This is a genomic window from Faecalibacterium sp. Marseille-Q4896 (assembly GCF_017377615.1).
In the GTDB taxonomy this organism is placed as follows: domain Bacteria; phylum Bacillota; class Clostridia; order Oscillospirales; family Ruminococcaceae; genus Faecalibacterium; species Faecalibacterium taiwanense.
This window is the reverse complement of the sequence record NZ_JAFREG010000007.1, coordinates 75,220-100,277: the sequence shown is the minus strand read 5'-3', so window position 1 is coordinate 100,277 and position 25,058 is coordinate 75,220. Positions and strand designations below refer to the sequence as shown.

Here is a 25,058-nt window from a genome sequence, read left to right as displayed (position 1 = left end):
TTATTTTACCTCCTGATTGAGCAGATTGCATGCCGCTTCACGGGCGTGTGCCTCAAACGGGCGGTACATGGTGCCGCGGGCCATTGCCTCATCAAAATCCACCAGATCGCCGTCAAAGTCGGGGCCGTCCACGCAGGCGAACTTGGTCTCGCCGCCAACGGTCAGGCGGCAGCCGCCGCACATGCCGGTGCCGTCGATCATGATGGGGTTCATGGAAACGATGCTCTTCAGGCCATGCTTCTGGCAGGTCTTGACCACGAACTTCATCATGATCAGCGGGCCAATGGTGATGACCAGATCGTACTGGTTGCCGGCGGCCACCAGCTCGTCCAGTGCAGCGGTAACAACACCCTTGGTGCCATAGCTGCCGTCGTCGGTCATAATGCGCAGCTCGTCGCTGCAGGCTTTGAACTCGTCCTCAAGGATCAGCAGGTCCTTATTGCGGAAGCCCACCACGCTGTGCACCACACAGCCCTGCTCGTGCAGTTCACGGGCAATGGGCAGAGCGATGGCGCAGCCTACGCCGCCGCCCACGACACATACCTTCTTCAGGCCTTCCACCTCGGTGGCGCGGCCCAGCGGGCCTACAAAGTCGTGGACACTCTGGCCCACCTGCAGGCTGTTCAGCTCCATCGTGGTACCGCCCACGATCTGGAAAATGATATCCACAGTGCCCTTTTCGCGGTCGTAACCGGCCACGGTCAGGGGGATGCGCTCGCTGTCCTCAAACGGGCGCACAATGATAAACTGGCCCGGCTTTGCCTTTTTGGCGATCAGCGGGGCTTCAATGACCATCTTCGTCACGGTGGGATTCAGCGCGACTTTTTCAGTGATCTTATACATTGTGTTTGCTCCTTTATGCTGGCTTTTCCTATTTCTGCGCACGAAAACGCGCCTGTATGCCCTCAGCGGCATAACAGACGCAGCTCTTACAGGCGACAAAATGACACTTTCCATTATAATAGTTTACAAAAGGGAAAGCAAATCAATTTTCTTCGTGTATGCCGTGACAAACTTGAATGATGACACAGGTGAAGCCCGCAAAAGTGAAGCCTTTTGAACACAGACAGGTGGGTTTCCAACTTTTTTGCAGAAAATGCAAATTTGTGGTTGACAATTGCCGGGCGGTACGGTATAATAATCAGCGTCGCCGGTAAACAGCCCGGCACAAACACATGGAATGTGCGGCCGTAGCTCATCTGGTAGAGCGCCACCTTGCCAAGGTGGAGGTAGCGAGTTCGAGCCTCGTCGGCCGCTCCATTTTGTGGAAGTTTAGCTCAGCTGGGAGAGCATCTGCCTTACAAGCAGAGGGTCAGCGGTTCGAGCCCGTTAACTTCCACCATTTGGCCCGGTAGCTCAGTTGGTTAGAGCACCAGCCTGTCACGCTGGGGGTCGTCGGTTCGAGCCCGATCCGGGTCGCTTCGTCGGAATGTCAGTCGTTTGTCTGGCAGTCTTACAAGTAAGACCGCCGTAACAAACTCTGAAATTCCTCCTCTTCCCCACAAAATCTTGCTTCGCAAGCTTTCGCGGGGGCCCCGAAATTCGCGAGAATCGCTCGGGAGGGTGCAGGGATAATTGCACCGCTTATGCCTCTGTAGCTCAGTCGGTAGAGCAGGGGACTGAAAATCCCCGTGTCATTGGTTCGATTCCGATCGGAGGCACCAGCTAAGGAAATCCAGCAGGGTTTCCAATATGCGGCCGTAGCTCATCTGGTAGAGCGCCACCTTGCCAAGGTGGAGGTAGCGAGTTCGAGCCTCGTCGGCCGCTCCAATACGAAGCCATCGTTGATGCAGAAATGCAAAAACGATGGCTTTTTTGTTGTTTCTCGTTACGGCTCCTTCCTGTGAAAAAAGAAAAGCCGGAAAATCCGCAGATTTTTCGGCTTTTGCAAATATGAAAATAATGATTCCGCTGATATTGTCGGAGCGCAATCCGTGCGCGGAGACAATTTTAAATCGTTTCTTACAGGATCACATTTTTAATGAGCAGCGAAATGCTGCCGTCGTCGCTGTGCAGAAATTCCACCTCGTTGTCCGAGTTGAGCAGTTCGGTGGGAATCTTCACCTCAATGCCGTTGGCGGTGTGGATGCTGCGGCTCTCCATGCGGCGGATGCGCGCAGGGGTCACGGTCACGGGCTGCTCAGGCGCTTCCAGCACATCACTCTTTTCCACATAATCATCAAAGGGCACGGCGGCAAGGGGATATTCCTCTTCCAACTGCTGACGCACCTGCTGGATGGATACCTGATTGTCGTTGTCTGCGGCCTGATTGGCGATCAGCATCGCGACCTGAGCCTCTACGTGGGGCTGATCTGCGTAGTTTTCCTGCACGGCCTGCACGGCGGCTTCCTGAATGGCCTGCAGCTTTTTCTTTTCCGGCTGGGCGGTGGTGTACTGGAACACTACCGTGGAAAGGTAAAAATCCTTGTGGCCGTCGATGTCGAACTTTTTTTCCAGCAGCTTCATGGAGTAGTCGGTCAGATTGACAAGGGCACCTTCCTCCACCTTGCCGCTCTGGCTGGGCAGGCAGGCCCGCTGCTGTATGATGGAGTTCACCGGGGCACCCTCCACATTCTCGGTGTAGTGGGTGTAGCCGTTTTTGTAGTTCAGCTTCAGGATGCCCAGCCACGGCTCGCCATCGCGGGTAAAATCCACCACGGCAAGGTCTGCCCCCGGAATGGTGGTGTGCGCGTGCATGTAGTCGAACAGAACGCCCGCGATGCGGCAGGAGAGGTCCACAAAATCGTGGTTGTGCTCCAGCTCGTTTTTAAAGGCGGAATCCGGCAGCGGGCGGCACTGGCGGATATCGTCGCTGGCAAGCAGCTTTTCGATGTGGTACTGGAAATAGGCGGTCTTTTCGGCGGTCATTTCCATGCCGCTGCCGCTGAGTACAGGCGCATCCATGGTGGTGTCCAGCACGTGCAGAATGGCCTGATGAATGATGATCTCCATGGGAGTTACCTCGTTTTTATAAGAATCTCTTTGGCATACAGTATAGCACAGCCCGGCCCAAAAGGCGAGAGCACATCTTGTAAACCGCCTGCAGGAATGCTACAATAAGGGCAGAAAACCACGCAGGAAAGGGGACAAAAACCATGGAATTCCGTGATAAGCCAATGGAAAACCTCATCCGCCTTCAGGAAAAGGACATCTGCAAAAATGCCCGCGCACTGCTGCTGGACGGTGAGAGCATCGTGGGTGCCTACAAGACGGTGCGCGATCAGGTGATCTTTACCACCCACCGCATCATCATGGTGGATATGCAGGGCGTTACCGGAACCCGGCAGCAGATCTTTGTGCTGCCGTACCGCAAGGTGCTGCACTTCGGGATCCAGACGGCAGGCTTTGGCGACCCGGTGCAGGCATCGCAGCTGACCGTCTGCTTTGCGGACGCACACGAGGCAAAGTTCGGCTTTATCGGCCAGCAGGAACTGTTTGCGGTCGCCAACGCCATCAGCCGGTGCATCCTGTAAATAACTCCTTTAAAACAGCAGGCTCCCCGCCCGAGACCGGACAGGGAGCCTTTTGCTGTATATGAAATAGGAGAATGGCAGAATTAGCAGCGGCTTGTTTTGCGCACCAGCTGTTCGTGCATGAATACCATGAGCACCAGCAGTGCCAGCAGGTAAAAAGGGAACAGTGCCGGAGTGATGTTGTTTGCCAGCAGGCCGAACAGCGGCGGCATGGCCAGATTGCCCAAATAGGCGCTTGCCATCTGGATGCCGATGACCGCCTGCGATCTGTCCGCGCCGAAGTGTTCCGGCGTGGAGTGGATGATACTGGGATAGATGGGCGCACAGCCCAGCCCTACCAGAACAAGACCGTTCAGGGCAAGGATCTGCGGCCCGGGCAACAGCAGAGCCAGCACCCCTGCGGCCAGAATGCACTGACCCATGCGGATCATCTGCGTATCGTTGAATTTCAGGGTCAAAAAGCCGCAGGCGGCGCGCCCGGCAGTGATGCCGATGTAGAACAGGCTGGCAAAGCTGGCGGCAGTGCCGGCGGCAACGCCTTTCGTCAGTGTGAGGTAGCTGCTGGCCCATAGACCGGCCGTGGTCTCCAATGCACAGTAGCAGAAGAAGCACAGCATCACCTCTCTGGCACCCGGCAGACGGAATACCTGTCCAAGGCTCAACGCATGCGTCGAAGCAGTTTCGGTGTCGGTGCCTGCAGTACGGCTCTGCCATAGCGGCAAACTGAAAAAGAGCACTGCGCTCAGCAGGATCTGGAACAGGGCAATGTACCGGTAGCCGGATGTCCACGGCCCGCCGCCTGCCAGCACCCGGCCCATGACCATGGGGCTGATCATGGTGCCGATGCCCCACATGCAGTGCAGCCAGCTCATGTGGCGGCTTTTATAATGTAAGGCAACATAGTTGTTCAGGGCCGCGTCCACGCTGCCTGCACCCAGCCCATAGGGCACGGCCCACAGGCAGAGCATCCAGAACTGTGTGGAGACCGAAAAGCCGAACAGCGCGGCAGCTGTCATGGCCACACTGAGGGCGGTCACTTTTCCGGTACCCAGCGCACGGGTGAGCCGGTCGCTGTTCAGGCTGGAAACAATGGTGCCAAAGGAGATGATCATGGAGATCAGCCCCGCATAGGACACCGGCACACCGAGCGCCGGATACATGGAGGGCCACGCCGACTCCAGCAGGGAATCCGGCAGGCCCAGACTGATGAACGAGATGTAAATGATCGGAAGCAGAAGCTGTACCATAAATCTTGAGTTCCTCCGGGAAGCGTGTTATACTTGCAATGCATCTTGTACTTTGCTGATGTAATAATATCACACATCGGAGCGGAATATTAGGATAAAAACGCCCGATTGATACAACAAAACCGGCGCGGATGCGGATGTGCACCTTGACGGAAAGGAGATGGCTGATCGTGGCATTTCACACCAGCTGTGCAGCAGCGGGCGGGCTCAACTGCCTGCCGGATGTTGTGGCGGATGACGAGGGCAGGGAACTGGTGCAGCACGGCAGCGCACTGTTTCCTATTGCCTGCTATGAAGAGGACCTCAAAAGCTACTCGGTAGCATGGCATTGGCATGAAGAGTTTGAATACATCCTTGCCGTAAAAGGCCCGCTGGCGGTGGACGTGAGCAAAGCCCGGCTGGTTTTGCAGACCGGGCAGGGCGTGTTTGTCAATTCCGGAGTGTTCCATGCGGTGGAGCAGGCTGAGACCGGGGATGCCCTGCTGCATTCCGGGGTATTCCATCCGCGCCTGATCGGCGGCATGGATACCATCTTCTGGCAAAAGCTCGTACACCCGCTGCTTCAGCCGGGAGCACCGGCGTTCTTTCTGCTGGACGAGGCAGACGACGGGCAGAAGGTCGTGCTCTGCCATTTGCGGGAAGTCTGGGACGCAGTGGCCCAAGAGGTCTTTGACTATGAGAATCAGGCGCGGTACCATCTTTCGGCGGCGGTGCATCTGCTGGGAATGCAGTGCGAGGGTGGAAAAACAAAGGTCTCTCAGCAGGAGCAGATCGCGGCCCAGCGCATGAAACAGATGCTGCGTTTTGTGGAAGAGCATTATGCTGAGGAACTGAACGTGGAGCGCATTTCCGACTGCGTGGCCCTGAGTGAGAGCGCCTGCCTGCGCAGCTTCCGGCAACTGCTGGGGATCACACCCATCCAGTATGTCAAGCAGTACCGCATTGAAAAGGCCGCCGAGCTGCTGCTTTCCACCAGCATGAAGATCGGCGAGATCGGTGCCGACTGCGGCTTTTCGGATACCAGCTACTTTACAAAGACCTTCCGGGAAATCAAGCACTGCACGCCCAGAGAGTACCGTCAGAAGTTTGCAGGAAGAGAGCAGTCTCTTTCAAGGCGGGACGACGGCAGAGCCAGTGCACCGGCTGAAACAGCGTTATAAAAAGGAGAATCGGAAACAATGCAGCGTAGTTTGACCAAAGGCCCCATCACCGGCAGCATTTTGCTGTTTGCTCTGCCGCTGATGCTGGCCTATCTGCTTTCGGCCACGCCGCTGGGTGTTACCGGCATCTGGCTCAGCGTGCCCATCGGCTGGGCGCTGGCAGATGCCATTGGCATTGGATACTATTTAAAAAAGAAGCGGTGACGGCAGGGGGAAAAGAAGATGGTCGACCATATCAGGATCCGCGGCGCGCGGGTGCACAACCTGAAAAACGTGAATGTGGATGTGCCGCTGGGCAAAATCGTGGGTGTGGCGGGTGTGTCCGGTTCGGGCAAGTCCAGCCTTGCGCTGGGCGTGCTTTACGCCGAAGGCTCCCGCCGGTATCTGGACGCACTTTCCACCTATACGCGCCGCCGCATGACGCAGGCGGCAAAGGCATCGGTGGACGAAGTGCTGTATGTTCCGGCTGCACTGGCACTGCATCAGCGGCCCGCTGTGCCGGGCATCCGCAGCACCTTTGGTACCGGCACGGAACTGCTGAACATTCTGCGCCTGATGTTCTCCCGTCTTTCCAGCTATCCCTGCCCGCAGTGCGGCCACTGGCTGGAACCCAGCCTTGCCGTGGCGGCAGAAAAGCCGCTGCTCTGCCCGCAGTGCGGTGCCAGCGTGCGCGCGCTTTCCGCTGAAGAATTTGCCTTCAACAGTCAGGGTGCCTGCCGCACCTGCAGCGGTACCGGCATGGTGATGACCGTGGACGAGAGCACCCTTGTGCCGGACGATTCTCTTACGATCGACGAAGGTGCCGTGGCCCCGTGGAAGAGCCTGATGTGGTCGCTGATGGTGGATATCTGCCGGGAAATGGGCGTGCGCACCGATGTGCCCTTCCGCGACCTGACCGACCGGGAAAAGGATATCGTTTTCCATGGCCCGGCGGAGAAAAAGCACATTTTTTATCATAACAAAAATTCCAATCAGGCCGGGGAGCTGGATTTTACCTATTTCAATGCCACCTATACCGTGGAGAACGCCCTCTCCAAGGTCAAGGATGAAAAGGGCATGAAGCGGGTGGAAAAGTTCCTGCGGCAAGGCATCTGCCCGGACTGCGGCGGCACCCGGCTGTGTAATGCGGCTCGTACCCCAAAGCTGCGGGGCATCACGCTGGACAAGGCTTGTCAGATGACTCTTGTGCAGCTTACCGATTGGGTGGCGGGTGTGCCGGACAGTCTGCCGGAAGAGATGCGGCCCATGGCCCGCAATATCTGCGAATCCTTCCAGACGGCAGCGGCACGGCTGCTCTCGCTGGGCCTTGGCTACCTGACGCTGGACCGCTCCGCTTCCACTCTTTCCACCGGTGAGCGCCAGCGGATGCAGCTGGCCCGTGCGGTGCGCAACCGTACCACCGGTGTGCTCTATGTGCTGGACGAGCCGTCCATCGGCCTGCATCCTTCTAACATTGAAGGCCTGACCGATGTGATGCACGACCTTGTGGCCGACGGCAACTCGGTGGTGCTGGTGGATCACGATACCCAAATTTTAAAGGAAGCTGACTGGCTGATCGAGATGGGGCCGGAAGCCGGTGCAAAGGGTGGACATGTGATCGCGCAGGGCAGCATTCCGAAAATTGAACAGAACGCGGCTTCTCAGATCGGCCCGTTTCTTGCAGGCAGGGCGGGGGTGAACGCCCGGCCTCATGTGCCGGAAAATGAACTGTTTGCACAGGGCCGCATCCATCTGGCAACCTCGGCCATCCATACTGTGAAGCCGCTGGAACTGGAACTGCCCAAGGGGCGGCTGACCGTGGTTACGGGTGTGTCCGGCAGCGGCAAGACCACCCTGATTTTGGAAAGCCTGGTCCCGGCCTTGCAGGCAAAGGTGAATGGCACAGCCCTGCCAGCGCATGTGAAAAGCGTGGAGGCCGAGGAAATCGCGCAGGTGAAGCTGATCGATGCAACGCCCATCGGCATCAATGTGCGCTCCACCGTGGCCACCTATGCCAATGTGCACGATGAGCTGCGCAAGCTGTTTGCCAAAACGCAGGATGCCAAAGACCACGGCTATAAGGCGGGCGATTTCTCCTACAACACCGGTAAGCTGCGGTGCCCCACCTGTGACGGCACCGGTGTCATCAGTTTGGATGTGCAGTTTTTGCCGGATGTAGAAGTGCCCTGCCCGGACTGCGGCGGTTCGCGTTACAGCCGGGAAGCGGCGGCAGTGAAGCTGCCCACGGCGAACGGCGAGCCAGCCTCCATGGCCGACCTGATGGACATGGATGTGTCCACTGCATTGGAAGCCTGTGCGGACTGCAAGCTTGTGCGCCAGCGCCTGCAGGTACTGAAAGAATTGGGCCTTGGCTACCTGACCCTTGGCGAGGAGACACCAAGCCTTTCCGGCGGCGAAGCCCAGCGGCTGAAGCTTGCCAGCGAGATGGGCAAGGGGCAGGCAGACAGTGTGTTCGTGTTCGATGAACCCACCATCGGCCTGCATCCGCTGGATGTACAGACCCTGCTGGGCGTGTTCCAGAAGCTGATCGGGAACGGTGCCACCGTGGTGGTCATTGAGCATGATCTGGATGTGATCCGCAATGCGGATTACCTTGTGGATATGGGGCCGGGCGGCGGCGATGCCGGCGGACGCATCGTGGCGGTAGGTACGCCGGAACAGGTAAGACAGAACCCGGAGAGCATCACCGGGCGGTATATCTGATAGAAAAAGCAACGCCCGCCGGGGAGACCCGGCGGGCGTTCTCTGTACGGCGATAAAACTTACCGCTTGATATCGTAGTTCATGTTCATCAGGTTGCGGATAGTGCTCACATCATCGGTGATGTTGGCATCGCCGTGGATGGTGTGCTTGATGGCACTGCTTGCCACCGCAAAGTTGATCATATCCATGGCTCTGTAGTTGTGCAGCATGGCGTAGATCAGGCCGCTGGCAAAGGCATCGCCGCCACCCACGCGGTCAAGGATATTAAAGGTGAACAGCTTGCTCTCGAAGGTGTGGCCGTCGTACCACATGAAAGCCTTCAGGCTGTTCTCGCTGCCGCTGTGCGCATAACGCACATGGCGGGCAATGCACTTGAGGTTGGGATACCGCTCGATGAAGTGCTGGAAAATCTCGTCCTGCTGCTCATAGCTGGGCTGCAGAGGAACGCCGTCCTTCCAGTCGCCCTTGGAGTGGTCGTTCTCATCCTTCCACAGGTGGTACGGCTCAATGCCAAGCAGCACATCCACATAGGGCAGGCACTCGGTGCAGAAATCGCGGGCTTCTTCCCAGCTCCACAGGGTGGAGCGGAAATTGCCGTCGAAGCTGACGGTCAGGCCCTTGTTTTTGGCGACCTTGAGCATATCCAGAATGAGGGTGCGGCAGTTGGGTGCCAGTGCCGGGGTGATGCCGCTCAGGTGCAGCCAGTCGTAGCCGTCCAGCAAAGCATCCAGATCCACCTGCGAGAAATCGTACTCGGTAATGGCACTGTGCTTGCGGTCATAGATGACCTTGGACGGGCGGATGCCGTAGCCGGTCTCCAGATAATAAGTACCCAGACGGTTGGAAGGAGTCTCGTTCGGCTCGGTCAGGATCATAGGGGTGCAGTGCACGTCGTTGGAACGCAGCCAGCGCACGGCGCTCTTGCCCAGACTGTTGTTGGGCACCACGCTGAAGAAGGTGCTGTCCACACCAAGGTTAGCCAGTGCCAGTGCAATGTTGGCCTCGCTGCCGCCGTAGCTGGCCTCAAAGCCGGATGCCATACGGATCTTCTCGTAGTTCGGCGGGGTCAGGCGCAGCATGATCTCGCCGCAGGTGATGAATTTCTGGCCGGTGGTATCGTTGCCAAGGATCGGGTTAAAATGTTCCATAACGCTCCTCCTGATATTTACAGCTCATCAGAGTTCTGTTAACACATCGTTGTATCCATTATAATCCGGCCCGGATGGGATTGCAAGCACTTCCGCGGGGATGCAAGAGAAAATAATCGGCCTTTTTTGGGAGATTTGACGAATTCATACCCCTGTCAAATCGAAAGAAGGCGTATACTCTTCCTTCGCGCTGCTCTTCTGCTGCATGTAGCCCTGCGCCAGTCCCTTGTCCATGGCATAGTTGACCACCCGGCGGTATTCATAGGTGGTAATGCGCCGTCCGATGCCGTGCTCTGTGGCTTTATAAAACGGTGTGTACTGGCTCATGACGCTGGGGATGAAGCATCCGGGGTCTGCATCGTTCCACGCGGCCATCTGGTCAAGCACCGCAAAGCTGTCGTCAACATGGCCGGGCAGGGCAAGGTGCCGCAGAATGACCCCCTTTTGCAGGATGCCCTCTGCATTGAACACCGGGTGCCCGGCCTGTGCCATCATGGCTTCAATGGCGGGCTTTGCCTGCGCAAAATAGTCCGGTGCAGAGGAAAGCTCTGCCGAGAGGGCGGAGGAGACGTATTTCAGGTCGGCCAGCCAGATGTCGATGTATCCGCGCCATGCTTCCACGCTTTCCACCGTTTCGTAGCCGCCGGTGTTGCATACGATGGGCAGATGCAGGCCCTTAGCCCGGGCAATATCCAGCGCGGCAATGATCCAGGGCCGCCACTGGCCGGGTGTGACCAGATTGATGTTGTTGGCACCCTGCTCCTGCAGATTCAGGAAAATCTCTGCCAGATGTTCCACGCTGATCTCCTTGCCAAGGCCCTCGGCGCTGATGGGATAGTTCTGGCAGAAGCAGCATTTGAGGGTGCAGCCGGAAAAGAACACCGTGCCGCTGCCCTTTGTGCCGCTGATGCATGGCTCCTCCCAGTAGTGCAGGGCAGCGCGGGCTGCTTTTAAGGCGCCACCCGCGCCGCAGAAACCGGTGCGCCCGGCAGCACGGTCGGCCCCGCACCGGCGCGGGCAGAGGGTGCAGGAAGAGGGAACGGAGACGAAATCGCTTTTCGGCATAATATCCAAAGTCCTTTGCTGAAAGTTTGTCAGCCCCAGTATACCACTTTTCGCCCCGGACGTGCTATACTATAAGATAAGGAAAAAATAATACATATGGAAAGCAACATCTTTGCAAGGTCCGTGTGGCGGACTGCGGCGGAGAGAACGTTGTGATGGAGGAGACCATGCGCACCGAAACCGATGAGATCCGCGATAATCTCAAGTACCTGACCCTGCTCTCGCGGGATTATCCTTCGCAGGCGGCGGCAGCCAGCGAGATCATCAGCACGCAGGCACTGCTCAAGCTGCCCAAGGGTACCGAGCACTTCATGAGCGACCTGCACGGCGAGAATGAAGCTTTTGTGCATATTCTGAATTCCGCTTCCGGTGTCATTCGCGAAAAAGTGGATCAGGTGCTGGGCGATACCGTGCCGAAGCATACCCGCGCCGAGCTGGCAACGCTGATCTATTACCCCAACGAAAAGCTGCCCCAGCTCAAGGCACGCTGTACCAGTGAGGAAGCGCTGGATCAGTGGTACACCGAAACGCTGCTGAGTCTCATTGATATCTGCCGTCTGGTGTCCTCCAAGCATACCCGCGACCATGTGCGCAGATGCCTGCCTGCCAGCTGCGGCTACATTCTGGACGAGCTGCTCCACGCCCATTTTGAGGATCACGACAAGGATCTGTACTACGGCCAGATCGTGGGCAGCATCATTGAAAATGGCCGTGCCGACCACTTTATCGTGCGGCTGTGCGAGCTGATCAAGCATCTGGCAGTGGACAAGCTGCACATCGTGGGCGACCTGTTCGACCGCGGCCCACGCCCGGATATCATCCTCGATCTGCTCATGCGCCACCACAATGTGGATATCCAGTGGGGCAACCACGATGTAGTATGGATGGGTGCCGCTGCGGGCAGCCCCATCTGCATCTGCACGGTGCTCAAGACCACGCTGGCTTATCATAACCACGGAATGCTGGAGGACTGCTACGGCATCAACCTGCGCCATCTGCAGCGCATGGCCGAGCAGTTCTACGGCAATGATGATCTTTCCATCTGGATGCCTCATACCGATGCGGCCCGCGGCCCCTACACCAGGGGAATGCTGCACCGCTGTGCCGTGATGCACAAGGCCATCAGCATTCTGATGTTCAAGCTGGAGTGCCATGTCATCGACCGCAACCCGGACTTCCAGATGCAGGAGCGAGATTATCTGCGCCGCATCGACTGGGAAAAGCACACGGTAAAGATCGGCGAAAAGGAGTATCCGCTGCGGGATACCTCGTTCCCCACGGTGGACCCCGCCGACCCGGCCGCACTGCACCCGGATGAACAGCTGGTGCTGCGCAAGCTGGTGCAGTCCTTCCGCCAGAGCGAAAAACTGCAGCAGCATGTTGAATTTCTCTATGCAAAGGGCAGCGTGTACCACATTGAGAACGGCAACCTGCTCTACCATGGGGCTGTGCCCATGACCAGCCGCGGCACCTTTGCCATGGAGCGCTTTGAGGGCCGCTACTACTCCGGCCGCGCACTGATGGACTACTGCGATGCCCGCGCCCGCCGGGGCTACTATGCACCGGAAGGCAGCGCTGCCCGCCAGAGCGGACAGGATTTTTTGTGGTATCTGTGGTGCGGCAAGCTTTCGCCGCTGTTTGGCCGCAGTGCCATGACCACCTTTGAGCGGCTCTATATAGAGGACGCTTCCACCCACACCGAGGTGAAGGACCCCTATTATACATGGTATAACGATGAGGCTGTCTGCCGCCGCATTCTGGCCGAGTTTGGCCTGCCCGGTGCCAGCCACATCGTCAACGGCCACGTGCCGGTGCGGGAAAAGAACGGCGAAAGCCCCATCAAGGGCGGCGGACGGCTGGTGGTGATCGACGGCGGTTTCTGCCGTGCCTACCACGAAAAGACCGGCATTGCGGGCTACACGCTGGTGTATTCCAGCCGCACCATGTCCCTGCGCACTCATCAGCCCTTTGAAAGTGCCGAGAAAGCGGTGAAGGATAATCTGGATATCATTTCCCAGAAAAACATTCTGGAAACCGAAAATCATCGCATTCTCGTGGAGGACACCGACGAGGGCGAGGTGCTGCGGGAGCGTGTGCACGACCTCAAGCAGCTGGTGGCTGCCTACCAGCTGGGCTGGATCACTGAGACTCGGTGCGAAGACCACATCTGGTAAAGAAAGCGCAACAGCAATGTATCTGGTTTTTGTAAAATACCTGAAAAAGAAATCAAAATTTTGGAATATCCTGCGCGAAAATGGGCAAAACAGAAAATAATAAAACAACACCAAACGGGGCTTTGCTTTTTTGTGAAAGTTGTGTATAATAAGATAGCTGTACGTGTACGGCCTTATGGCCCATGCACATCAGGCAGCTTTTATGGAAAATGCTTTCAGGAACCTTAACAGGCCCGCGGCTGCGGGCCTCCGACAAGGAGATCATAAAATTGGAGAAATTTGTTATTACGGGCGGCAAGCCCCTGCACGGCGAAGTTACCATTTCGGGTGCCAAAAATGCGGCGGTGGGCGTCCTGCCTGCAACCATTCTGGCAGCGGATGTCTGTGTGATCGAGAATCTGCCGGATATCAGTGATGTGGCGGTGAGCCTGAAGATCCTCAGCGTTCTGGGCGCACAGATCAAAATGATCAACCGCAACACCTACGAGATCGACACCACCCATCTGACCGGCACCAACGTCCCGGACGACCTGTCCCGCCAGATGCGCGCCAGCTACTACTTTCTGGGCGCACTGCTGTCCCGTTTTGGCAAGGCTCAGGTGGCCATGCCCGGCGGCTGCAACCTCGGCCCCCGCCCCATTGACCAGCACCTGAAGGTGTTCAGTGCTCTGGGCGCAGAGGACAGCGTGGACTACGGCATGATCAGCGTGCGCGCCAAGGAGATGAACGGTGCACACATCTTCTTTGATAAGGTCAGCGTGGGCGCTACCATGAACGGTATGCTCTCCGCTGTAATGGCCAAGGGCCAGACCATTCTGGAAAACTGTGCCAAGGAACCCCATGTGGTGGATCTGGCAAACTTCCTGAATATGTGCGGTGCGAACATCCGCGGCGCAGGCACCGATGTGATCAAGGTGCGCGGCGTGGAAAAGATGCACGGCTGCACCTACAGCATCATCCCGGATCAGATCGAGGCTGGCAGCTACATGGTGGCTGCTGCTGCCACCGGCGGCGATGTTCTGGTGAAGAACGTCACCCCCAAGCATCTGGAACCCATTACCGAAAAGCTGCGCCGTGCAGGCGTGGAGGTGGAAGAATTTGACGATGCTGTGCGTGTGCGCCGCACCGGCGATATTCTGCCGCTGAAGATCAACACGATGCCGCATCCCGGCTTTCCCACCGACATGCAGCCCCTGATGGGCGTGCTGCTGAGCGTGGCCAAGGGCACCAGCACCGTGACCGAGAGCGTGTGGGACAACCGCTTCCGCTATGTGGACGAGCTGCGCAAGATGGGTGCCAACGTGCAGGTGGACGGTCAGGTGGCTGTGTTTGAGGGCGTGGATAAGCTCACCCCTGCACCGCTGCGCGCACTGGATCTGCGTGCAGGCGCTGCCATGGTGGTGGCTGCGCTGATGGCAGACGGCACCAGTGAGATCGAGGAAATCGGCCACATCGAGCGCGGCTACGAGAATATCGTGGAAAAGCTGCGCGGTCTGGGTGCAGACATCAGCAAGGTGGAGCGTATGCCCGCTGCACTGGATCAGGCACTGTAACTTATAAAAAGCAAACAGCCTGCTGCATATGCGGCGGGCTGTTTTTGAGTGTATCAGAGGTTTTTCATGGCAGAATTCATCTCGTTATATTCGGGTTCCTCCGGCAACAGCAGTGTGGTGCGCTGCGGGCAGCGGTATCTCATTGTAGATATGGGCAAGGGCGTGCGCACTACCTCGGCGGCGCTCAAGGCGCTGGGCCTTGCCGCCAGTGACTGCGACGGCATCCTTGTCACCCACGAGCACAGCGACCATGTGAAGGGGCTTTCCACCTTCCTCAAAAAGAACACGCTGCCGGTGTACGGTGCAGCGGAAACGCTGGATTTTCTGGACAGCAACGGCATCGTACCGGCCAGCTGTGAGCTGCACGAGCTGGAAGGCAGGGAAGAGGACGTGGGCGCGTTTGGCGTGCAGAGCTTTCCCACCAGCCACGATGTGCCCTGTGTGGGCTACCGCATCCACACCCCGGACGGCAAGACCATGACCATTGCAACCGACCTTGGCATGCTCACGCCGCCGGTGCACGAGGCGCTTTCCGGCTGCGACCTTGTGGCACTGGAGAGCAACTACGACCTGCACATGCTGCGCAGCGGGCCGTATCCCTATTACTTACGGGCACGCATTGAAAGCACCCGGGGCCACCTTTCCAACGACGAGTGCTCGGCAAAGCTGCTGGAACTCATTCAGGAAGGGTGCAAAAAGTTTGCGCTGTGCCATCTTTCGCAGGAGAACAACACGCCTGCGCTTGCCCTGCAGACCGTGTTCAACACGCTGGGCGCGGCGGGCGTTGTGCCGGAGAAGGACTGCATCGTGCAGGCACAGCGCCGCAACGAAATGAGTCCGGTATTAGAGTTTTAAATAAAACAAACGGCAATGCATTTGCATTGCCGTTTGTTTTATTCAGCTGCTTTCTGTGTGCGGATGTCATCGCCTGCAAAAAGGCAGGGGACAAAGGCAGAAAGGCGGCTGGAAATTTTTTCGGTATACAGCTTTTCCAGCAGAGCACCGTCAGTGATGTTGGTGGTGACGATGGTGGGCAGCTTTGCACCCAGCCGGTTGTTGAGCAGACTGTACAGGCTGCTGATGAGGAAGGCAGAGTTGAACTCCGAGCCAAGATCATCCAGAATGAGCAGGTCGGCCCCGGCAGCGGTCTGCATCAGCGTTTCCTCCTCGCCTGCCGGGTCTGCACCAAAGTGCAGCCCTTCCAGCTTGGAGAAAAAGTCCGGGCTGGAAACATAGATCACATCGTAGCCCTTTTCCAGCACGATGCCCGCAATGGCAAGGGCCGCGTGGGTCTTGCCAAGGCCCGCATTGCCAAACAGCATCAGGCTCTCGCTGTGGTGGTCAAACTCTTCCGCGTAGCTGCGCAGGTCTGCCAGCATATCGGCCATGTAAGGGCGGATGGCACCGCCCACCTTTTCATCGGCACGGTTCGGGTAATAGCGCAGCTCCATGGTGTCAAAGCTTGCAATGGACAGGCTGGACAGCGCCTCGATCTCCTTGCGGCGCAGCTGCTGCATCACCTTGTGCACGCACTCACAGGTGCGGCCATTCACGCTGCCGGTGTCCTGACATTTGGGGCAGACAAAGCGCGGCTCCAGTGCATCAGCGGGCCGTCCGCTTTGTGCCAGCAGGGCGGTCAGCTTCTGCTTTGCATCGGCAAGGGCGGCGGCAGCTTCGGTGCGGTCCTTGCCCGCAGCACCGGCCAGTGCGCAGCGGATGCCCCGCACCCGCACCTCTTCTTCTGCATGGCGCAGGGCGGGAATGGCGGCTTCGGCTTCGGCGCGGGCATCCTCGGCTCTGGCTCTGGCCACCTGCCGCCGGGCGGCCACGGTGCGCATGGCTTCCTGATACAGTTCGTTTTTGGTACGCATGGCTCCTCCTTATTCCGGTTTCTTTTTCAACGGACGGCGGCGGGCAGCGTTCTTGAGGAAATCGTTGCCGCTGGGGGCTTCACGGTCTACCCGGAGGTTCCGGCTTGCGCCTGCAGCAGCCACCGGGCTGCGCACATCGTGCACGGTGCGCAGGCCCTTGGCGTTCCATGTTTTGAGGATACTGTTCCAGTACCACAGGTCGCGCTTGGCCCCGGCCTGCACGGCAGCTTCCTGCACCATGGCATCGTCGTAGCCGTAAACCTCGTACCAGCGTGCAATGGCCTTGCGCCCGCCAAGGGTCAGCTCGCTTTCCGGGATGTTCAGAAGGCCGCTGACATACTGCTCGCGGCTCTGGCGCAGTGCCAGCAGTTTGAGGTGGGCATCGGCCTGCTCACCGGTCTCCACGCCCTCGGTGCGCCACACCTTCAGCTCATGCGCTACGGCGGCCATGGTGCTGCGGCCGGTGCTGGCAACATAGGCGGTGCACAGCATCACGGTCTCCGGCGCAAAGCCCTCCTGCATATAAAGGTTGACCAGCTTTTCCATCTCCCTGTGGGTCAGCGGACGGGCAAAGCCGGTCTGTGCGCAGTCGATCAGGCTGGAGATCATGGGGTCGGTGCGGCTGGCCGCAGCGATCTCGGCCCAGGTCATGGGTGCGGGGGCGCTGGGTTCCTCGCCCGGTGCAGCGTTCTCTTCATACCGCTCCAGCAGGCCAGCGCCTGCCCAGAAGGAGAGGGCGCTCTCGGCGCTGATGCGGCTGCGCAGCTTGAGGTCGGCACAGATCTTGTCCGGGTCGGTGATGCCGGTCGCCAGCACATACAGAGCCACGCGCACATTGTATTCTTCGGCGATGCCCAGTTTGGAAAACACCAGCTGCGGCACTGCAATGGTATCGCCCTTGAGTTCTTTTAAACGATAGATCATGTTTTATTCCTTCGGCTTGTCCGGCTCGGCTTCGGCGGCAGGCGGCTCCCACGGGTCACTGTCCATCATGCTGGGGCAGTTTTTCCAGCGGTCAGGATCGGCATTGAACGCGTCCTGCAAAAAAGCGGCTGTGGCCTCCCGGCCCTCGTCGGTGAGCGGAAACACCTTCTGCACCCGCAGGGCAGGGTCGGTCTTTTCAATGGTCCAGGGGTCCGGCCAGTAGTCCACGGTGAGGATGCTTTCCTCTTTTGTGGCACCCTCGCCGCCGTCCGGGTCCGGCACGGTGCGCTTGCCGGGGATCATCCGGTATCGCAGGCCGTATTCGTTGCCGCTGTAGGAATTTTTGCATTTGAAGTAATGCAGCAGGGGAACAAAGATCATGGCAGAGTCCTTTCGTATTTTGCAGGGAGCGGCTGTAAGCAAAAACGGCAAACCGATATTCCACGGTTTGCCGTTTGTTTTTGGAGCAGGGTACGGGACCCGAACCCGCCGCCTGCTGCTTGGGAAGCAGCCGCTCTACCGGATGAGCTAACCCTGCAAGTTGCTCATTTATTGTAGCAAAGTGGGACGGGATTGTCAAGGGCCGGAGAATGTCAGTTTTTCTGGGCATCGGTCAGGTCCAGCACCGGCGTGAAGGGGTCGAACACAAGGCCGGTGATGCCGTCCGCCACCAGCAGACGTCTGTTCTGGCCCAGCAGCGGCACCACGGCGCAGCCTTCCAGCAGTTGGCGTTCACAATCGGCCAGCAGGGCACAGCGGGCGCTGCCGGTCTGCTGGGCGCTCTCGGCCAGACGCTGAGAGTAGATGGGGTCGGACCAGCCGGTCAGGCCGCCGCCCTCGGCCGTGAACTGCTGCAGCATCTGGTATACGCTGCCGCCTTCGGCGCGGATGGGAGCCAGCGCAATGGTGTAACTGCCTGCTGCAAGGCGTTTGTCGAACTCCTCCTGCGGAACCTCTTCCACCGAGAAGAAAAGGGAGCAGTCCTTCTGCCATGCGCCGTTGATCTGCTCGGCCAGTTCGGTCAGGCCGGCTTCCTTCGGCAGCAGGATGGTCACGCCGGAAAAATCCGAGCTGGCCATGCCCTGCCGTGCATTCAGGTACAATGTACGGGGGTCGGTGATGGTGGGCAGCGGGTTCCTGGCAGACTTGCGGTAATCGATGCCGTCCACGGAAAGGCCGGTGGGCACAAGACCCTCGGCAGCGGTGTACAGACCGGAAGAGGGCACATCCACATTCTCCCGGGCGATGCCGGCAAGCGCCTGCCGCAGTTCCTGATCGGCAAACACAGAATCTTCGGCGCTGTTGAACAGCAGTGCCCAGGTGGTGTCGGAGTAATCCACCGACTGCAGCGAGGTATCCTCGCCGGTGTCGTCCAGCGCGGCGGAGCATTTTTCGTCTGCAATGAGCTGGGCGGCGCTCTTTCCGGTGCTGCCGGTGTTCTGCACCAGACGCAGGCTACCGATCATGGGGGAGGAGACATCCCGGTGCAGGAACAGGCCGCTGGCCGTCCAGTTGTAAAGATAGAAGCTGCCGCTGGAAAGGGTGGTCTTGGCGGTCAGACCGTAGGTGCCGCGGGTGCTCTCAAAAAATGCTTCATCGCAGGGCATGGCACCGGGTAGGGTGAGCTTGGCAAGGAAGTTGTCGTCCTTTTCACTCAGGCGGAACACCAGCGTCAGCGGGCCGGCGGCCGAAACGCCCAGCGTGCTGGCATCGGCTGTGCCAGCCAGCACGGCAGCACTGTTCTCAAGGGCGGCAAACTCCACGGCATAAGGGGAATTTGTCTGCGGCTGGAATATACGCCGAAATGCAAACACAAAGTCCTCGGCAGTGATGGTGTGATCCGTGGAAGCGCCCTTAACGGCCTTGTAGGTCAGGCCGTCCTTGATCTGGAAGGTGTAGGTCTTGCCATCGGAGGAGACCGTCCAGCTCTCGGACAGATCGGGCACGATCTCGCCATCCGCTTTTTTGCGGACAAGCCCGCTGTAAAGGTTCTCGCAGGCGATCACGTCCGGGGCAGCAGAAGCCACCTGCGGGTCGAGGTTTGCGGGAATGGTATCCACGAACCATGTAAAGCTTGGCGCACTGGAACTGCTGCCGCAGCCGGTGAGCGCAAGCAGGAACGCAGCAGCAAGCAATGCTGCGGTAATACGGAAGAACTGTTTCAAGGGGATGACCTCATTCTATGGTATTTGCGAAAAAAGGCTTTTTGTATACAAAAAGCACTCTGCTTCGACAAGTGTAGCAGAAACAGCGGCAAAATACAATTGCAGAATTGTGAATTTACCTTGCTTTTTGGGGCAAAAAGGGCGTTTTTCCGTTGCCAATTGCGGCTAAATGGACTATAATGGTACAGCGAAACATCTCTGCACCCGTTTTGAGGTGCGTTCTGAATACGATATTATGGAGGAGGAACTGTTTTTATGCAGAAGGATCAGCAGAAACTGATTGAACTCATCAAAGGCAAAAAAGTGGCCTTCATTGGTGCCGGTGTCAGCCACAAGACCCTGATCAAGGAGTTTGTGGAGATGGGTGCCCATGTGACCCTGTGCGACCAGAAAAAGAGCGTGGAGGACTTTGGCGATTACGCTGCAACCATCAAGGAGCTGGGCATCGACCTGAGTCTGGGCGAAAACTATCTGGATGGCTTCAAGGGTCAGGATATCATCATGCGCACCCCGGGCTTTGTGGGCTACTTTGAAAAGCCCCTGCAGGATGCCATGGCCGCAGGCACCATGGTCACCAGTGAGGTGGAGCTGTTCTTCGACTTCTGCCCCTGCGAGATCGTAGCCGTGACCGGCTCCGACGGCAAGACCACCACCACCACCCTGATCTCCAAGTTCTACGAGGCCGCAGGCCGCAAGGTGCATCTGGGCGGCAACATCGGCGCAGCTCTGCTGCCCATGCTGCCCGAGGTAGCTCCCGAGGATGTGGCTGTGGTGGAGCTTTCCAGCTTCCAGCTCATCAGCATGCATTCCAGCCCCAACATTGCCGTGGTGACCAATGTCACCCCCAACCATCTGGACCACCACAAGGACATGCAGGAGTACATTGATGCCAAGCGCAACATCCTGCTGTACCAGAAGCAGCCCTGCCGCGCTGTGCTGGGCTATGAGAACGAGATCAGCCGTTCCATGCAGTCCGACTGCAAGGGCAAGCAGGTGTGGTTCACCCGCCTGCACGATACCGACAACGGTGCCTTCCTGCGCAAGGAGGACAACATGCTCTGCATGGCCGAGGATGGCGTTGTGACCCCCTTCCTGGCCCAGAAGGACGTGAAGCTGCGCGGCCTGCACAACATTGAAAACCTGCTGGCCGCTGCCGCTGCCGTGTGGGGCGAGGTGCCCGTGGAAGCCATCCAGAAGGTGGGCAGCACCTTTACCGGTGTGGAGCACCGTATTGAGCCGGTGCGCACGCTGGACGGCGTGCTGTACTACAACGACTCCATCGGCACCAGCCCGACGCGCACCATTGCCGGTCTGCGCAGCTTTAACCAGAAGGTCATTCTGATCGCTGGCGGCTACGACAAGCACATTCCCTATGAGCCGCTGGCACCGGAAGTGGTGGCCCACGTGAAGAACCTTGTGCTGATGGGTGCCACCGGCCCCCGCATCGAAAAGGCTGTGCGCGAGGACCCGAACTTCAACGAAGCAGAGCTGCCCATCCAGCATGCCGACAACATGCAGCACGCTGTGGAGCTGGCCCGTGCCTGCGCAAAGCCCGGTGACATCATCATCCTGTCCCCGGCCAGCGCATCGTTTGATCTGTACCCCAACTTTGAGGTGCGCGGCCGCGAGTTCAAGAAGATCGTCAACGAGCTGAAGTGATCGCGCAGGTCAGCACAAAAGCCCACCGCGCCCGCTTTTTAAATGCCTGCCGGGGGAAATGGGTGCTGGGGGCGACCCTGCCGCTGGATCTTGCCCTTTTTAGCAAAAGCCAGCCGTGGCGATTCTACGCAGGACCTACACTGGCGCTGGAACTCAGCGGCAGTACCGCATGGGCAGCAGGGCACGCAAACCCGGAAGAGATGGCCAGCTTTCTGGCTTTCTGCGGGTGTGAGAGCATCATTTTAGACGAAAACGAATGCCCACCGCCTGCCGGGTGGTGCAAAGCTGAAACGCTGACTGTATTCGGCCTTGCACCCGGCAAGGCTCTGCCGCTGCCCGCTGCAGACGAGACGCTCTGGGCCGGACTGACCCTTGACAGAGAACCCTCTGCCATGGATGTGGCACGGGCGCTCTACCCGGCGGATACGGCAAAGCAGGAGGACTTTTACTCCGAGCTTTGCACAAAGCGCACCCGCGGCAAAGCCCTTGTGTGGGCGCTGCGGCAGGGGAGTGAAACGATCTGCACGGTAGGGGCCTATGCCCTTGCGAACAGGCAGGCCTACATGGCCTGCGGGCAGACAGCCCGGCCTTTGCGGGGCAAGGGCATCGGCGGGCGGCTCATTGTGCAGATGGCGAACGAGCTTGCCGCCAAGGGGGAGCACCCGGTGTTTCTCTGCAGCCCGGAGCGGGTGCACTTTTATACCCGGCTTGGCTTTGAAAAGCTTGCGGAGTATATTCGTTATGTGCCATCGTAGTTTGTCGGCTGACACGTCGGAAGTTTCTCTGAGGACCGTCCGCTGGGGTGGGACCCTGTTGCCCGCAGGGCAATAGGACGGGCGATGGAATGGCCCGAATCGTGTCCGAGGAGAAAGCTGCCGACGCGTCAATTCATGTAAGCTTTATCCCAAATCATAAATTAAGGAACCATTATAATGTCAATGCTGAACCACTTTTTCAATTACAAACCCGAAGTTCTGGCGCTGGACGAAAAGGCTATGGAGCTGTGCCAGCCCTACTTCCGCCATATGGAGGAGATCCGCGATTTTAACCAGCTCAAAATGCTGAAAGCCTTTGCGGATACCCAGATGTCCTCCACCGATATGCTGGGCACCACCGGCTACGGCCTGTGGGATACCGGCCGCGCAAAGCTGGAGCAGATCTTTGCCGAGGTGATGGGCGCAGAGGACGCCCTCGTGCGCAGCCAGTTCCAGAGCGGCACCCACACGCTGGCTGTGGCGCTGTTCGGCCTGCTGCGGGCAGGGGACACCCTGCTGGCTGCCACCGGCCGTCCCTACGATACGCTGGAAGGCGTGATCGGTCTGGACGGCAAGGGCAGGGGCACCGGCACCCTGATGGATTACGGCATCCGGTACGATGAAGCTCCGCTGAAAGCCGACTTCACCCCGGATTATGACCTGATCGCCCAAAAGGCCCCCGGTGCAAAGGTGTGCCACATCCAGCGCAGCCGCGGCTATCTGCAGCGCAATGCCTTTGATCTGGAAACGATCCGAAAAATTGCGGATACCGCCCGCGCCGCAAACCCGGACATCATTATTTTTGTGGATAACTGCTACGGCGAGTTCACCCAGACGCAGGAACCCTGTCAGATGGGCGCAGACCTTGTGGTGGGCAGCCTGATCAAGAACCCCGGCGGCGGCATCGCTCCCACCGGCGGCTACATTGCGGGCCGCAAAGACCTTGTGGAGCTGTGCGCTTACCGCCTGAATGCGCCCGGTCTCGGCAAAGATCTGGGCTGCACGCTGGAAACGCCCCGTGATATGTATCTGGGCTTCTACTATGCGCCCGGCGTGGTGTGCGAGGCCATCAAGACCGCCATTTACGCCCAGTGTATGCTGGAGCTGCTGGGCAAGAATCCAGTGCCGCGCTACTGCGACGACCACAACGACATCGTCACCTGCTTTGATGCAGGCACTGCAGATGCGCTCATCGGCTTCTGTCAGGGTATTCAGGCTGCAAGCCCCGTGGACAGCTATGCCGCCCCGGAACCTTCTCCGGAGCCGGGCTATACCGATGAGGTGGTCATGGCAAGCGGCAGCTTTACACAGGGCAGCACCATCGAGCTTTCCTGCGACGGCCCGCTGCGTGAGCCGTACACCTGCTACCTGCAGGGCGGTCTGAACTTTGCTGCCAGCCGTGCAGGCGTGCTGCTGGCCATCCAGAAGGCTTATTTTAAGGACTGAAAAGGGGAGAGCGCATGCCTGCTTTAAGTGACCGTGTGGGTACCTTCACGGATTCTGTCATCCGCCGCATGACCCGCATCAACAATCAGCATAACTCCATCAACCTTTCGCAGGGCTTCCCGGATTTTGACCCGCCGAAGCAGCTGCTGGACGCTCTGGCCGAAACAGCTTACAAAGGCCCGCACCAGTACGCTGTGACCTTTGGCGCGCAAAACTTCCGCGAGGCGCTGGCAAAAAAGACCAGCCCTGCCCTGCACCACGAAGTAGACCCCAACACCGAGATCTGCGTGACCTGCGGCGGCACTGAGGCCATGATGGCAGCCATGATGACCATCTGCAACCCCGGCGACAAGGTGATGATTTTCTCACCGTTCTACGAGAACTACGGTGCCGATGCCATTCTTTCGGGCGCGGAACCCATCTATATCCCGCTGGTGCCGCCCACCTATGAGTTTGACATCAGCCTGATCGAAAAGGGCTTTGCCGAGGGTGCCAAGGCGCTGATCCTGTGCAACCCCTCCAATCCCTGCGGCAAGGTGTTCCGCCGCGACGAGCTGGAAGCCATTGCAAAGCTGGCCATCCAGTACGATGCCTTTGTGGTGACGGATGAGGTGTACGAGCATATCATCTATGCGCCGGCAGAGCATATCTGCATGGCAAGCCTGCCCGGCATGTTTGAGCACACCATCACCTGCAACTCGCTCTCCAAGACTTACTCCATCACGGGCTGGCGTCTGGGCTATCTGATCGGACCCGCAGAGGTCATTGAGGGCGCGCGCAAGGTGCACGACTTCCTCACTGTGGGTGCGGCTGCACCCCTGCAGGAGGCCGCTGTGGCCGGTTTGGAGATGCCCGCCAGCTATTACGAAGAGCTGCAGGCCTTTTACACCGAAAAGCGTGATCATTTTCTGGCCGGACTGGACCGTGTGGGGCTGAAGCACAATGTTCCGCAGGGCACCTATTTTGTGATGATCGATATTTCCGATTTTCTGGCGCTGCCTCAGTTCAAGGGCTGGACCGACCTGCAGTTCTGTGAGTGGATGATCCGGGAAGTGGGCGTGGCCGCTGTGCCTGGCTCCAGCTTCTTCCGGGAGCCGGTGAATCATCTGATCCGGATGCACTTTGCCCGCGGCACCGATGTGCTGGACGAAGCCGTCCGCCGGCTGGAAAAGCTGCAGGATTTACTGAAATAAAAGCAAAACAAAAACAACAGCGCCGCAGGAAGTTTCCTGCGGCGCTGTCTCTTTCCCGATACTCTATACACGATTCATCACACGGCGTGGCGCTGCACGGTGGGCATTGGCTCCACAAGAGCGGGATGCATCCCCTCGCGGTAGTCCAGATCGCCCTGATCCATACCGCGCAGCAAGACCTCGGCGGTGGCAATGTTGGTGGCAATGGGTACGCTGTGCATATCGCACAGGCGGAGCAGATTCTGCTCGGTGATGCTGGCGGCATCCGCTTTCAGCGGGTCACGGAAGAACAACACCAGATCCACTTCGTCGCACGCAATGCGGGAAGTGATCTGCTGCACACCGCCCAAGCGCCCGGAGAGATAACAGTGCACGGGCAGGCCGGTAGTCTGCGCCAGCATCCGTCCGGTGGTGCCGGTAGCAATGACTGTGTTTTTGGACAAAATGGCGCTGTAAGCAGTGCAGAACTGCAGTGCAAGCTCTTTGCGGGAATCGTGTGCAAGAATGGCGATCGTCATATTG

Annotated in this window: 21 protein-coding genes and 6 tRNA genes; 16 read left to right on the top strand and 11 right to left on the bottom strand. The window is 58.5% G+C overall.

The genetic code is table 11. The features are described from left to right. Positions 1-843 (bottom strand): sulfide/dihydroorotate dehydrogenase-like FAD/NAD-binding protein, encoded by an 843-nt coding sequence (locus J3348_RS11230; protein WP_044954207.1) that lies wholly within the window; start codon positions 841-843, stop codon positions 1-3. Positions 844-1,184: 341 nt separating this feature from the next. On the opposite strand from J3348_RS11230, the gene J3348_RS11225 reads away from it, so the two are divergent. The 5 genes from J3348_RS11225 to J3348_RS11205 all read left to right on the top strand — a co-directional run bounded on the left by J3348_RS11225 (position 1,185) and on the right by J3348_RS11205 (position 1,770). After that, positions 1,185-1,260 (top strand) — tRNA-Gly (locus tag J3348_RS11225). 6 nt (positions 1,261-1,266) lie between these two features. Next, positions 1,267-1,342, top strand: a tRNA-Val gene (locus tag J3348_RS11220). Between the two features lie 3 nt (positions 1,343-1,345). After that, positions 1,346-1,419: transfer RNA gene (locus J3348_RS11215), tRNA-Asp, on the top strand. A gap of 169 nt (positions 1,420-1,588) precedes the next feature. After that, a tRNA-Phe gene (locus J3348_RS11210) sits at positions 1,589-1,664 on the top strand. Between the two features lie 30 nt (positions 1,665-1,694). After that, positions 1,695-1,770, top strand: a tRNA-Gly gene (locus J3348_RS11205). Between the two features lie 192 nt (positions 1,771-1,962). Here the strand turns inward: J3348_RS11205 and J3348_RS11200 are convergent. Next, positions 1,963-2,952: a nucleoid-associated protein gene (locus tag J3348_RS11200; RefSeq protein WP_005945773.1), complete on the bottom strand. Its 990-nt coding sequence runs from the start codon at positions 2,950-2,952 to the stop codon at positions 1,963-1,965. A 143-nt stretch (positions 2,953-3,095) separates the two neighbouring features. On the opposite strand from J3348_RS11200, the gene J3348_RS11195 reads away from it, so the two are divergent. Continuing rightward, a complete protein-coding gene (locus J3348_RS11195) occupies positions 3,096-3,473 on the top strand; it encodes a PH domain-containing protein (protein WP_097775338.1) in 378 nt (125 codons plus the stop codon). 83 nt (positions 3,474-3,556) lie between these two features. On the opposite strand, the gene J3348_RS11190 is transcribed toward J3348_RS11195, so the two are convergent. Continuing rightward, positions 3,557-4,720 (bottom strand): MFS transporter, encoded by a 1,164-nt coding sequence (locus tag J3348_RS11190; protein WP_207699001.1) that lies wholly within the window; start codon positions 4,718-4,720, stop codon positions 3,557-3,559. Between the two features lie 170 nt (positions 4,721-4,890). Between J3348_RS11190 and J3348_RS11185 the strand changes: the two genes are divergently transcribed. From J3348_RS11185 to J3348_RS11175, 3 genes are read left to right on the top strand one after another with little or no spacing between them, the layout of a single operon-like run. Then, entirely contained in the window at positions 4,891-5,880 is a 990-nt protein-coding gene (locus J3348_RS11185) for an AraC family transcriptional regulator (RefSeq protein ID WP_347565385.1), read from the top strand. An 18-nt stretch (positions 5,881-5,898) separates the two neighbouring features. Next, positions 5,899-6,084 carry a hypothetical protein gene (locus tag J3348_RS11180; protein WP_207699026.1) on the top strand — a complete coding sequence of 62 codons (186 nt, stop codon included), beginning with the start codon at positions 5,899-5,901 and terminating at the stop codon, positions 6,082-6,084. A gap of 18 nt (positions 6,085-6,102) precedes the next feature. Further along, positions 6,103-8,583, top strand: coding sequence for an excinuclease ABC subunit UvrA (locus J3348_RS11175; RefSeq protein WP_207698999.1), 2,481 nt, complete (start codon positions 6,103-6,105; stop codon positions 8,581-8,583). A 59-nt stretch (positions 8,584-8,642) separates the two neighbouring features. Here J3348_RS11175 and J3348_RS11170 read toward each other — a convergent pair whose 3' ends face one another. Next, positions 8,643-9,731, bottom strand: coding sequence for a sugar kinase (locus tag J3348_RS11170; protein WP_154260472.1), 1,089 nt, complete (start codon positions 9,729-9,731; stop codon positions 8,643-8,645). Between the two features lie 144 nt (positions 9,732-9,875). Beyond that, on the bottom strand, positions 9,876-10,796 hold the full coding sequence (locus tag J3348_RS11165; RefSeq protein ID WP_207698998.1) for a radical SAM protein: 921 nt from the start codon (positions 10,794-10,796) through the stop codon (positions 9,876-9,878). A gap of 155 nt (positions 10,797-10,951) precedes the next feature. Between J3348_RS11165 and J3348_RS11160 the strand changes: the two genes are divergently transcribed. The 3 genes from J3348_RS11160 (at position 10,952) to J3348_RS11150 (ending at position 15,378) form a co-directional block, all read left to right on the top strand. Next, positions 10,952-12,970 carry a fructose-1,6-bisphosphatase gene (locus tag J3348_RS11160; RefSeq protein WP_207698997.1) on the top strand — a complete coding sequence of 673 codons (2,019 nt, stop codon included), beginning with the start codon at positions 10,952-10,954 and terminating at the stop codon, positions 12,968-12,970. A gap of 269 nt (positions 12,971-13,239) precedes the next feature. Then, complete coding sequence (locus J3348_RS11155) at positions 13,240-14,523, top strand: UDP-N-acetylglucosamine 1-carboxyvinyltransferase (protein WP_242702968.1); 1,284 nt, start codon at positions 13,240-13,242, stop codon at positions 14,521-14,523. Between the two features lie 66 nt (positions 14,524-14,589). Next, positions 14,590-15,378, top strand: a complete 789-nt coding sequence (locus J3348_RS11150) for an MBL fold metallo-hydrolase (RefSeq protein WP_207698995.1) — start codon at positions 14,590-14,592, stop codon at positions 15,376-15,378. A 38-nt stretch (positions 15,379-15,416) separates the two neighbouring features. On the opposite strand, the gene J3348_RS11145 is transcribed toward J3348_RS11150, so the two are convergent. From J3348_RS11145 to J3348_RS11125, 5 genes are all read right to left on the bottom strand, one after another. After that, positions 15,417-16,394 (bottom strand): ATP-binding protein, encoded by a 978-nt coding sequence (locus J3348_RS11145; protein ID WP_154260476.1) that lies wholly within the window; start codon positions 16,392-16,394, stop codon positions 15,417-15,419. 9 nt (positions 16,395-16,403) lie between these two features. Next, entirely contained in the window at positions 16,404-17,318 is a 915-nt protein-coding gene (locus tag J3348_RS11140; RefSeq protein ID WP_005945800.1) for a DnaD domain protein, read from the bottom strand. Positions 17,319-17,321: 3 nt separating this feature from the next. Continuing rightward, complete coding sequence (locus J3348_RS11135) at positions 17,322-17,699, bottom strand: hypothetical protein (RefSeq protein WP_005945802.1); 378 nt, start codon at positions 17,697-17,699, stop codon at positions 17,322-17,324. Positions 17,700-17,780: 81 nt separating this feature from the next. Continuing rightward, positions 17,781-17,856: transfer RNA gene (locus tag J3348_RS11130), tRNA-Gly, on the bottom strand. 55 nt (positions 17,857-17,911) lie between these two features. Further along, a complete protein-coding gene (locus J3348_RS11125; protein ID WP_207698994.1) occupies positions 17,912-19,483 on the bottom strand; it encodes a peptide ABC transporter substrate-binding protein in 1,572 nt (523 codons plus the stop codon). A 255-nt stretch (positions 19,484-19,738) separates the two neighbouring features. On the opposite strand from J3348_RS11125, the gene murD reads away from it, so the two are divergent. The 4 genes from murD (at position 19,739) to J3348_RS11105 (ending at position 24,536) form a co-directional block, all read left to right on the top strand. After that, entirely contained in the window at positions 19,739-21,142 is a 1,404-nt protein-coding gene (murD, locus tag J3348_RS11120) for a UDP-N-acetylmuramoyl-L-alanine--D-glutamate ligase (RefSeq protein WP_120080220.1), read from the top strand. After that, positions 21,139-21,897, top strand: a complete 759-nt coding sequence (locus J3348_RS14475) for a GNAT family N-acetyltransferase (protein ID WP_207698993.1) — start codon at positions 21,139-21,141, stop codon at positions 21,895-21,897. The genes murD and J3348_RS14475 overlap by 4 nt, the downstream gene beginning before the upstream one ends. A gap of 183 nt (positions 21,898-22,080) precedes the next feature. Continuing rightward, positions 22,081-23,343: a methionine gamma-lyase family protein gene (locus J3348_RS11110; protein WP_005945812.1), complete on the top strand. Its 1,263-nt coding sequence runs from the start codon at positions 22,081-22,083 to the stop codon at positions 23,341-23,343. 14 nt (positions 23,344-23,357) lie between these two features. Then, the gene (locus J3348_RS11105; RefSeq protein WP_207698992.1) at positions 23,358-24,536 is read left to right on the top strand and encodes a pyridoxal phosphate-dependent aminotransferase; all 1,179 of its coding nucleotides are present in this window, start codon (positions 23,358-23,360) and stop codon (positions 24,534-24,536) included. 77 nt (positions 24,537-24,613) lie between these two features. Here J3348_RS11105 and J3348_RS11100 read toward each other — a convergent pair whose 3' ends face one another. After that, the gene (locus J3348_RS11100; RefSeq protein ID WP_005945815.1) at positions 24,614-25,054 is read right to left on the bottom strand and encodes a methylglyoxal synthase; all 441 of its coding nucleotides are present in this window, start codon (positions 25,052-25,054) and stop codon (positions 24,614-24,616) included. Between the last annotated feature and the right edge of the window lie 4 nt (positions 25,055-25,058).

What these genes read in the sequence shown, in the direction of transcription:
- J3348_RS11230 (WP_044954207.1), bottom strand. Translation starts at nt 843, where the DNA reads ATGTATAAGATCACTGAAAAAGTCGCGCTGAATCCCACCGTGACGAAG.
- J3348_RS11200 (WP_005945773.1), bottom strand. Translation starts at nt 2,952, where the DNA reads ATGGAGATCATCATTCATCAGGCCATTCTGCACGTGCTGGACACCACC.
- J3348_RS11195 (WP_097775338.1), top strand. Translation starts at nt 3,096, where the DNA reads ATGGAATTCCGTGATAAGCCAATGGAAAACCTCATCCGCCTTCAGGAA.
- J3348_RS11190 (WP_207699001.1), bottom strand. Translation starts at nt 4,720, where the DNA reads ATGGTACAGCTTCTGCTTCCGATCATTTACATCTCGTTCATCAGTCTG.
- J3348_RS11180 (WP_207699026.1), top strand. Translation starts at nt 5,899, where the DNA reads ATGCAGCGTAGTTTGACCAAAGGCCCCATCACCGGCAGCATTTTGCTG.
- J3348_RS11175 (WP_207698999.1), top strand. Translation starts at nt 6,103, where the DNA reads ATGGTCGACCATATCAGGATCCGCGGCGCGCGGGTGCACAACCTGAAA.
- J3348_RS11170 (WP_154260472.1), bottom strand. Translation starts at nt 9,731, where the DNA reads ATGGAACATTTTAACCCGATCCTTGGCAACGATACCACCGGCCAGAAA.
- J3348_RS11165 (WP_207698998.1), bottom strand. Translation starts at nt 10,796, where the DNA reads ATGCCGAAAAGCGATTTCGTCTCCGTTCCCTCTTCCTGCACCCTCTGC.
- J3348_RS11160 (WP_207698997.1), top strand. Translation starts at nt 10,952, where the DNA reads ATGGAGGAGACCATGCGCACCGAAACCGATGAGATCCGCGATAATCTC.
- J3348_RS11150 (WP_207698995.1), top strand. Translation starts at nt 14,590, where the DNA reads ATGGCAGAATTCATCTCGTTATATTCGGGTTCCTCCGGCAACAGCAGT.
- J3348_RS11145 (WP_154260476.1), bottom strand. Translation starts at nt 16,394, where the DNA reads ATGCGTACCAAAAACGAACTGTATCAGGAAGCCATGCGCACCGTGGCC.
- J3348_RS11140 (WP_005945800.1), bottom strand. Translation starts at nt 17,318, where the DNA reads ATGATCTATCGTTTAAAAGAACTCAAGGGCGATACCATTGCAGTGCCG.
- J3348_RS11135 (WP_005945802.1), bottom strand. Translation starts at nt 17,699, where the DNA reads ATGATCTTTGTTCCCCTGCTGCATTACTTCAAATGCAAAAATTCCTAC.
- murD (WP_120080220.1), top strand. Translation starts at nt 19,739, where the DNA reads ATGCAGAAGGATCAGCAGAAACTGATTGAACTCATCAAAGGCAAAAAA.
- J3348_RS11110 (WP_005945812.1), top strand. Translation starts at nt 22,081, where the DNA reads ATGCTGAACCACTTTTTCAATTACAAACCCGAAGTTCTGGCGCTGGAC.
- J3348_RS11105 (WP_207698992.1), top strand. Translation starts at nt 23,358, where the DNA reads ATGCCTGCTTTAAGTGACCGTGTGGGTACCTTCACGGATTCTGTCATC.
- J3348_RS11100 (WP_005945815.1), bottom strand. Translation starts at nt 25,054, where the DNA reads ATGACGATCGCCATTCTTGCACACGATTCCCGCAAAGAGCTTGCACTG.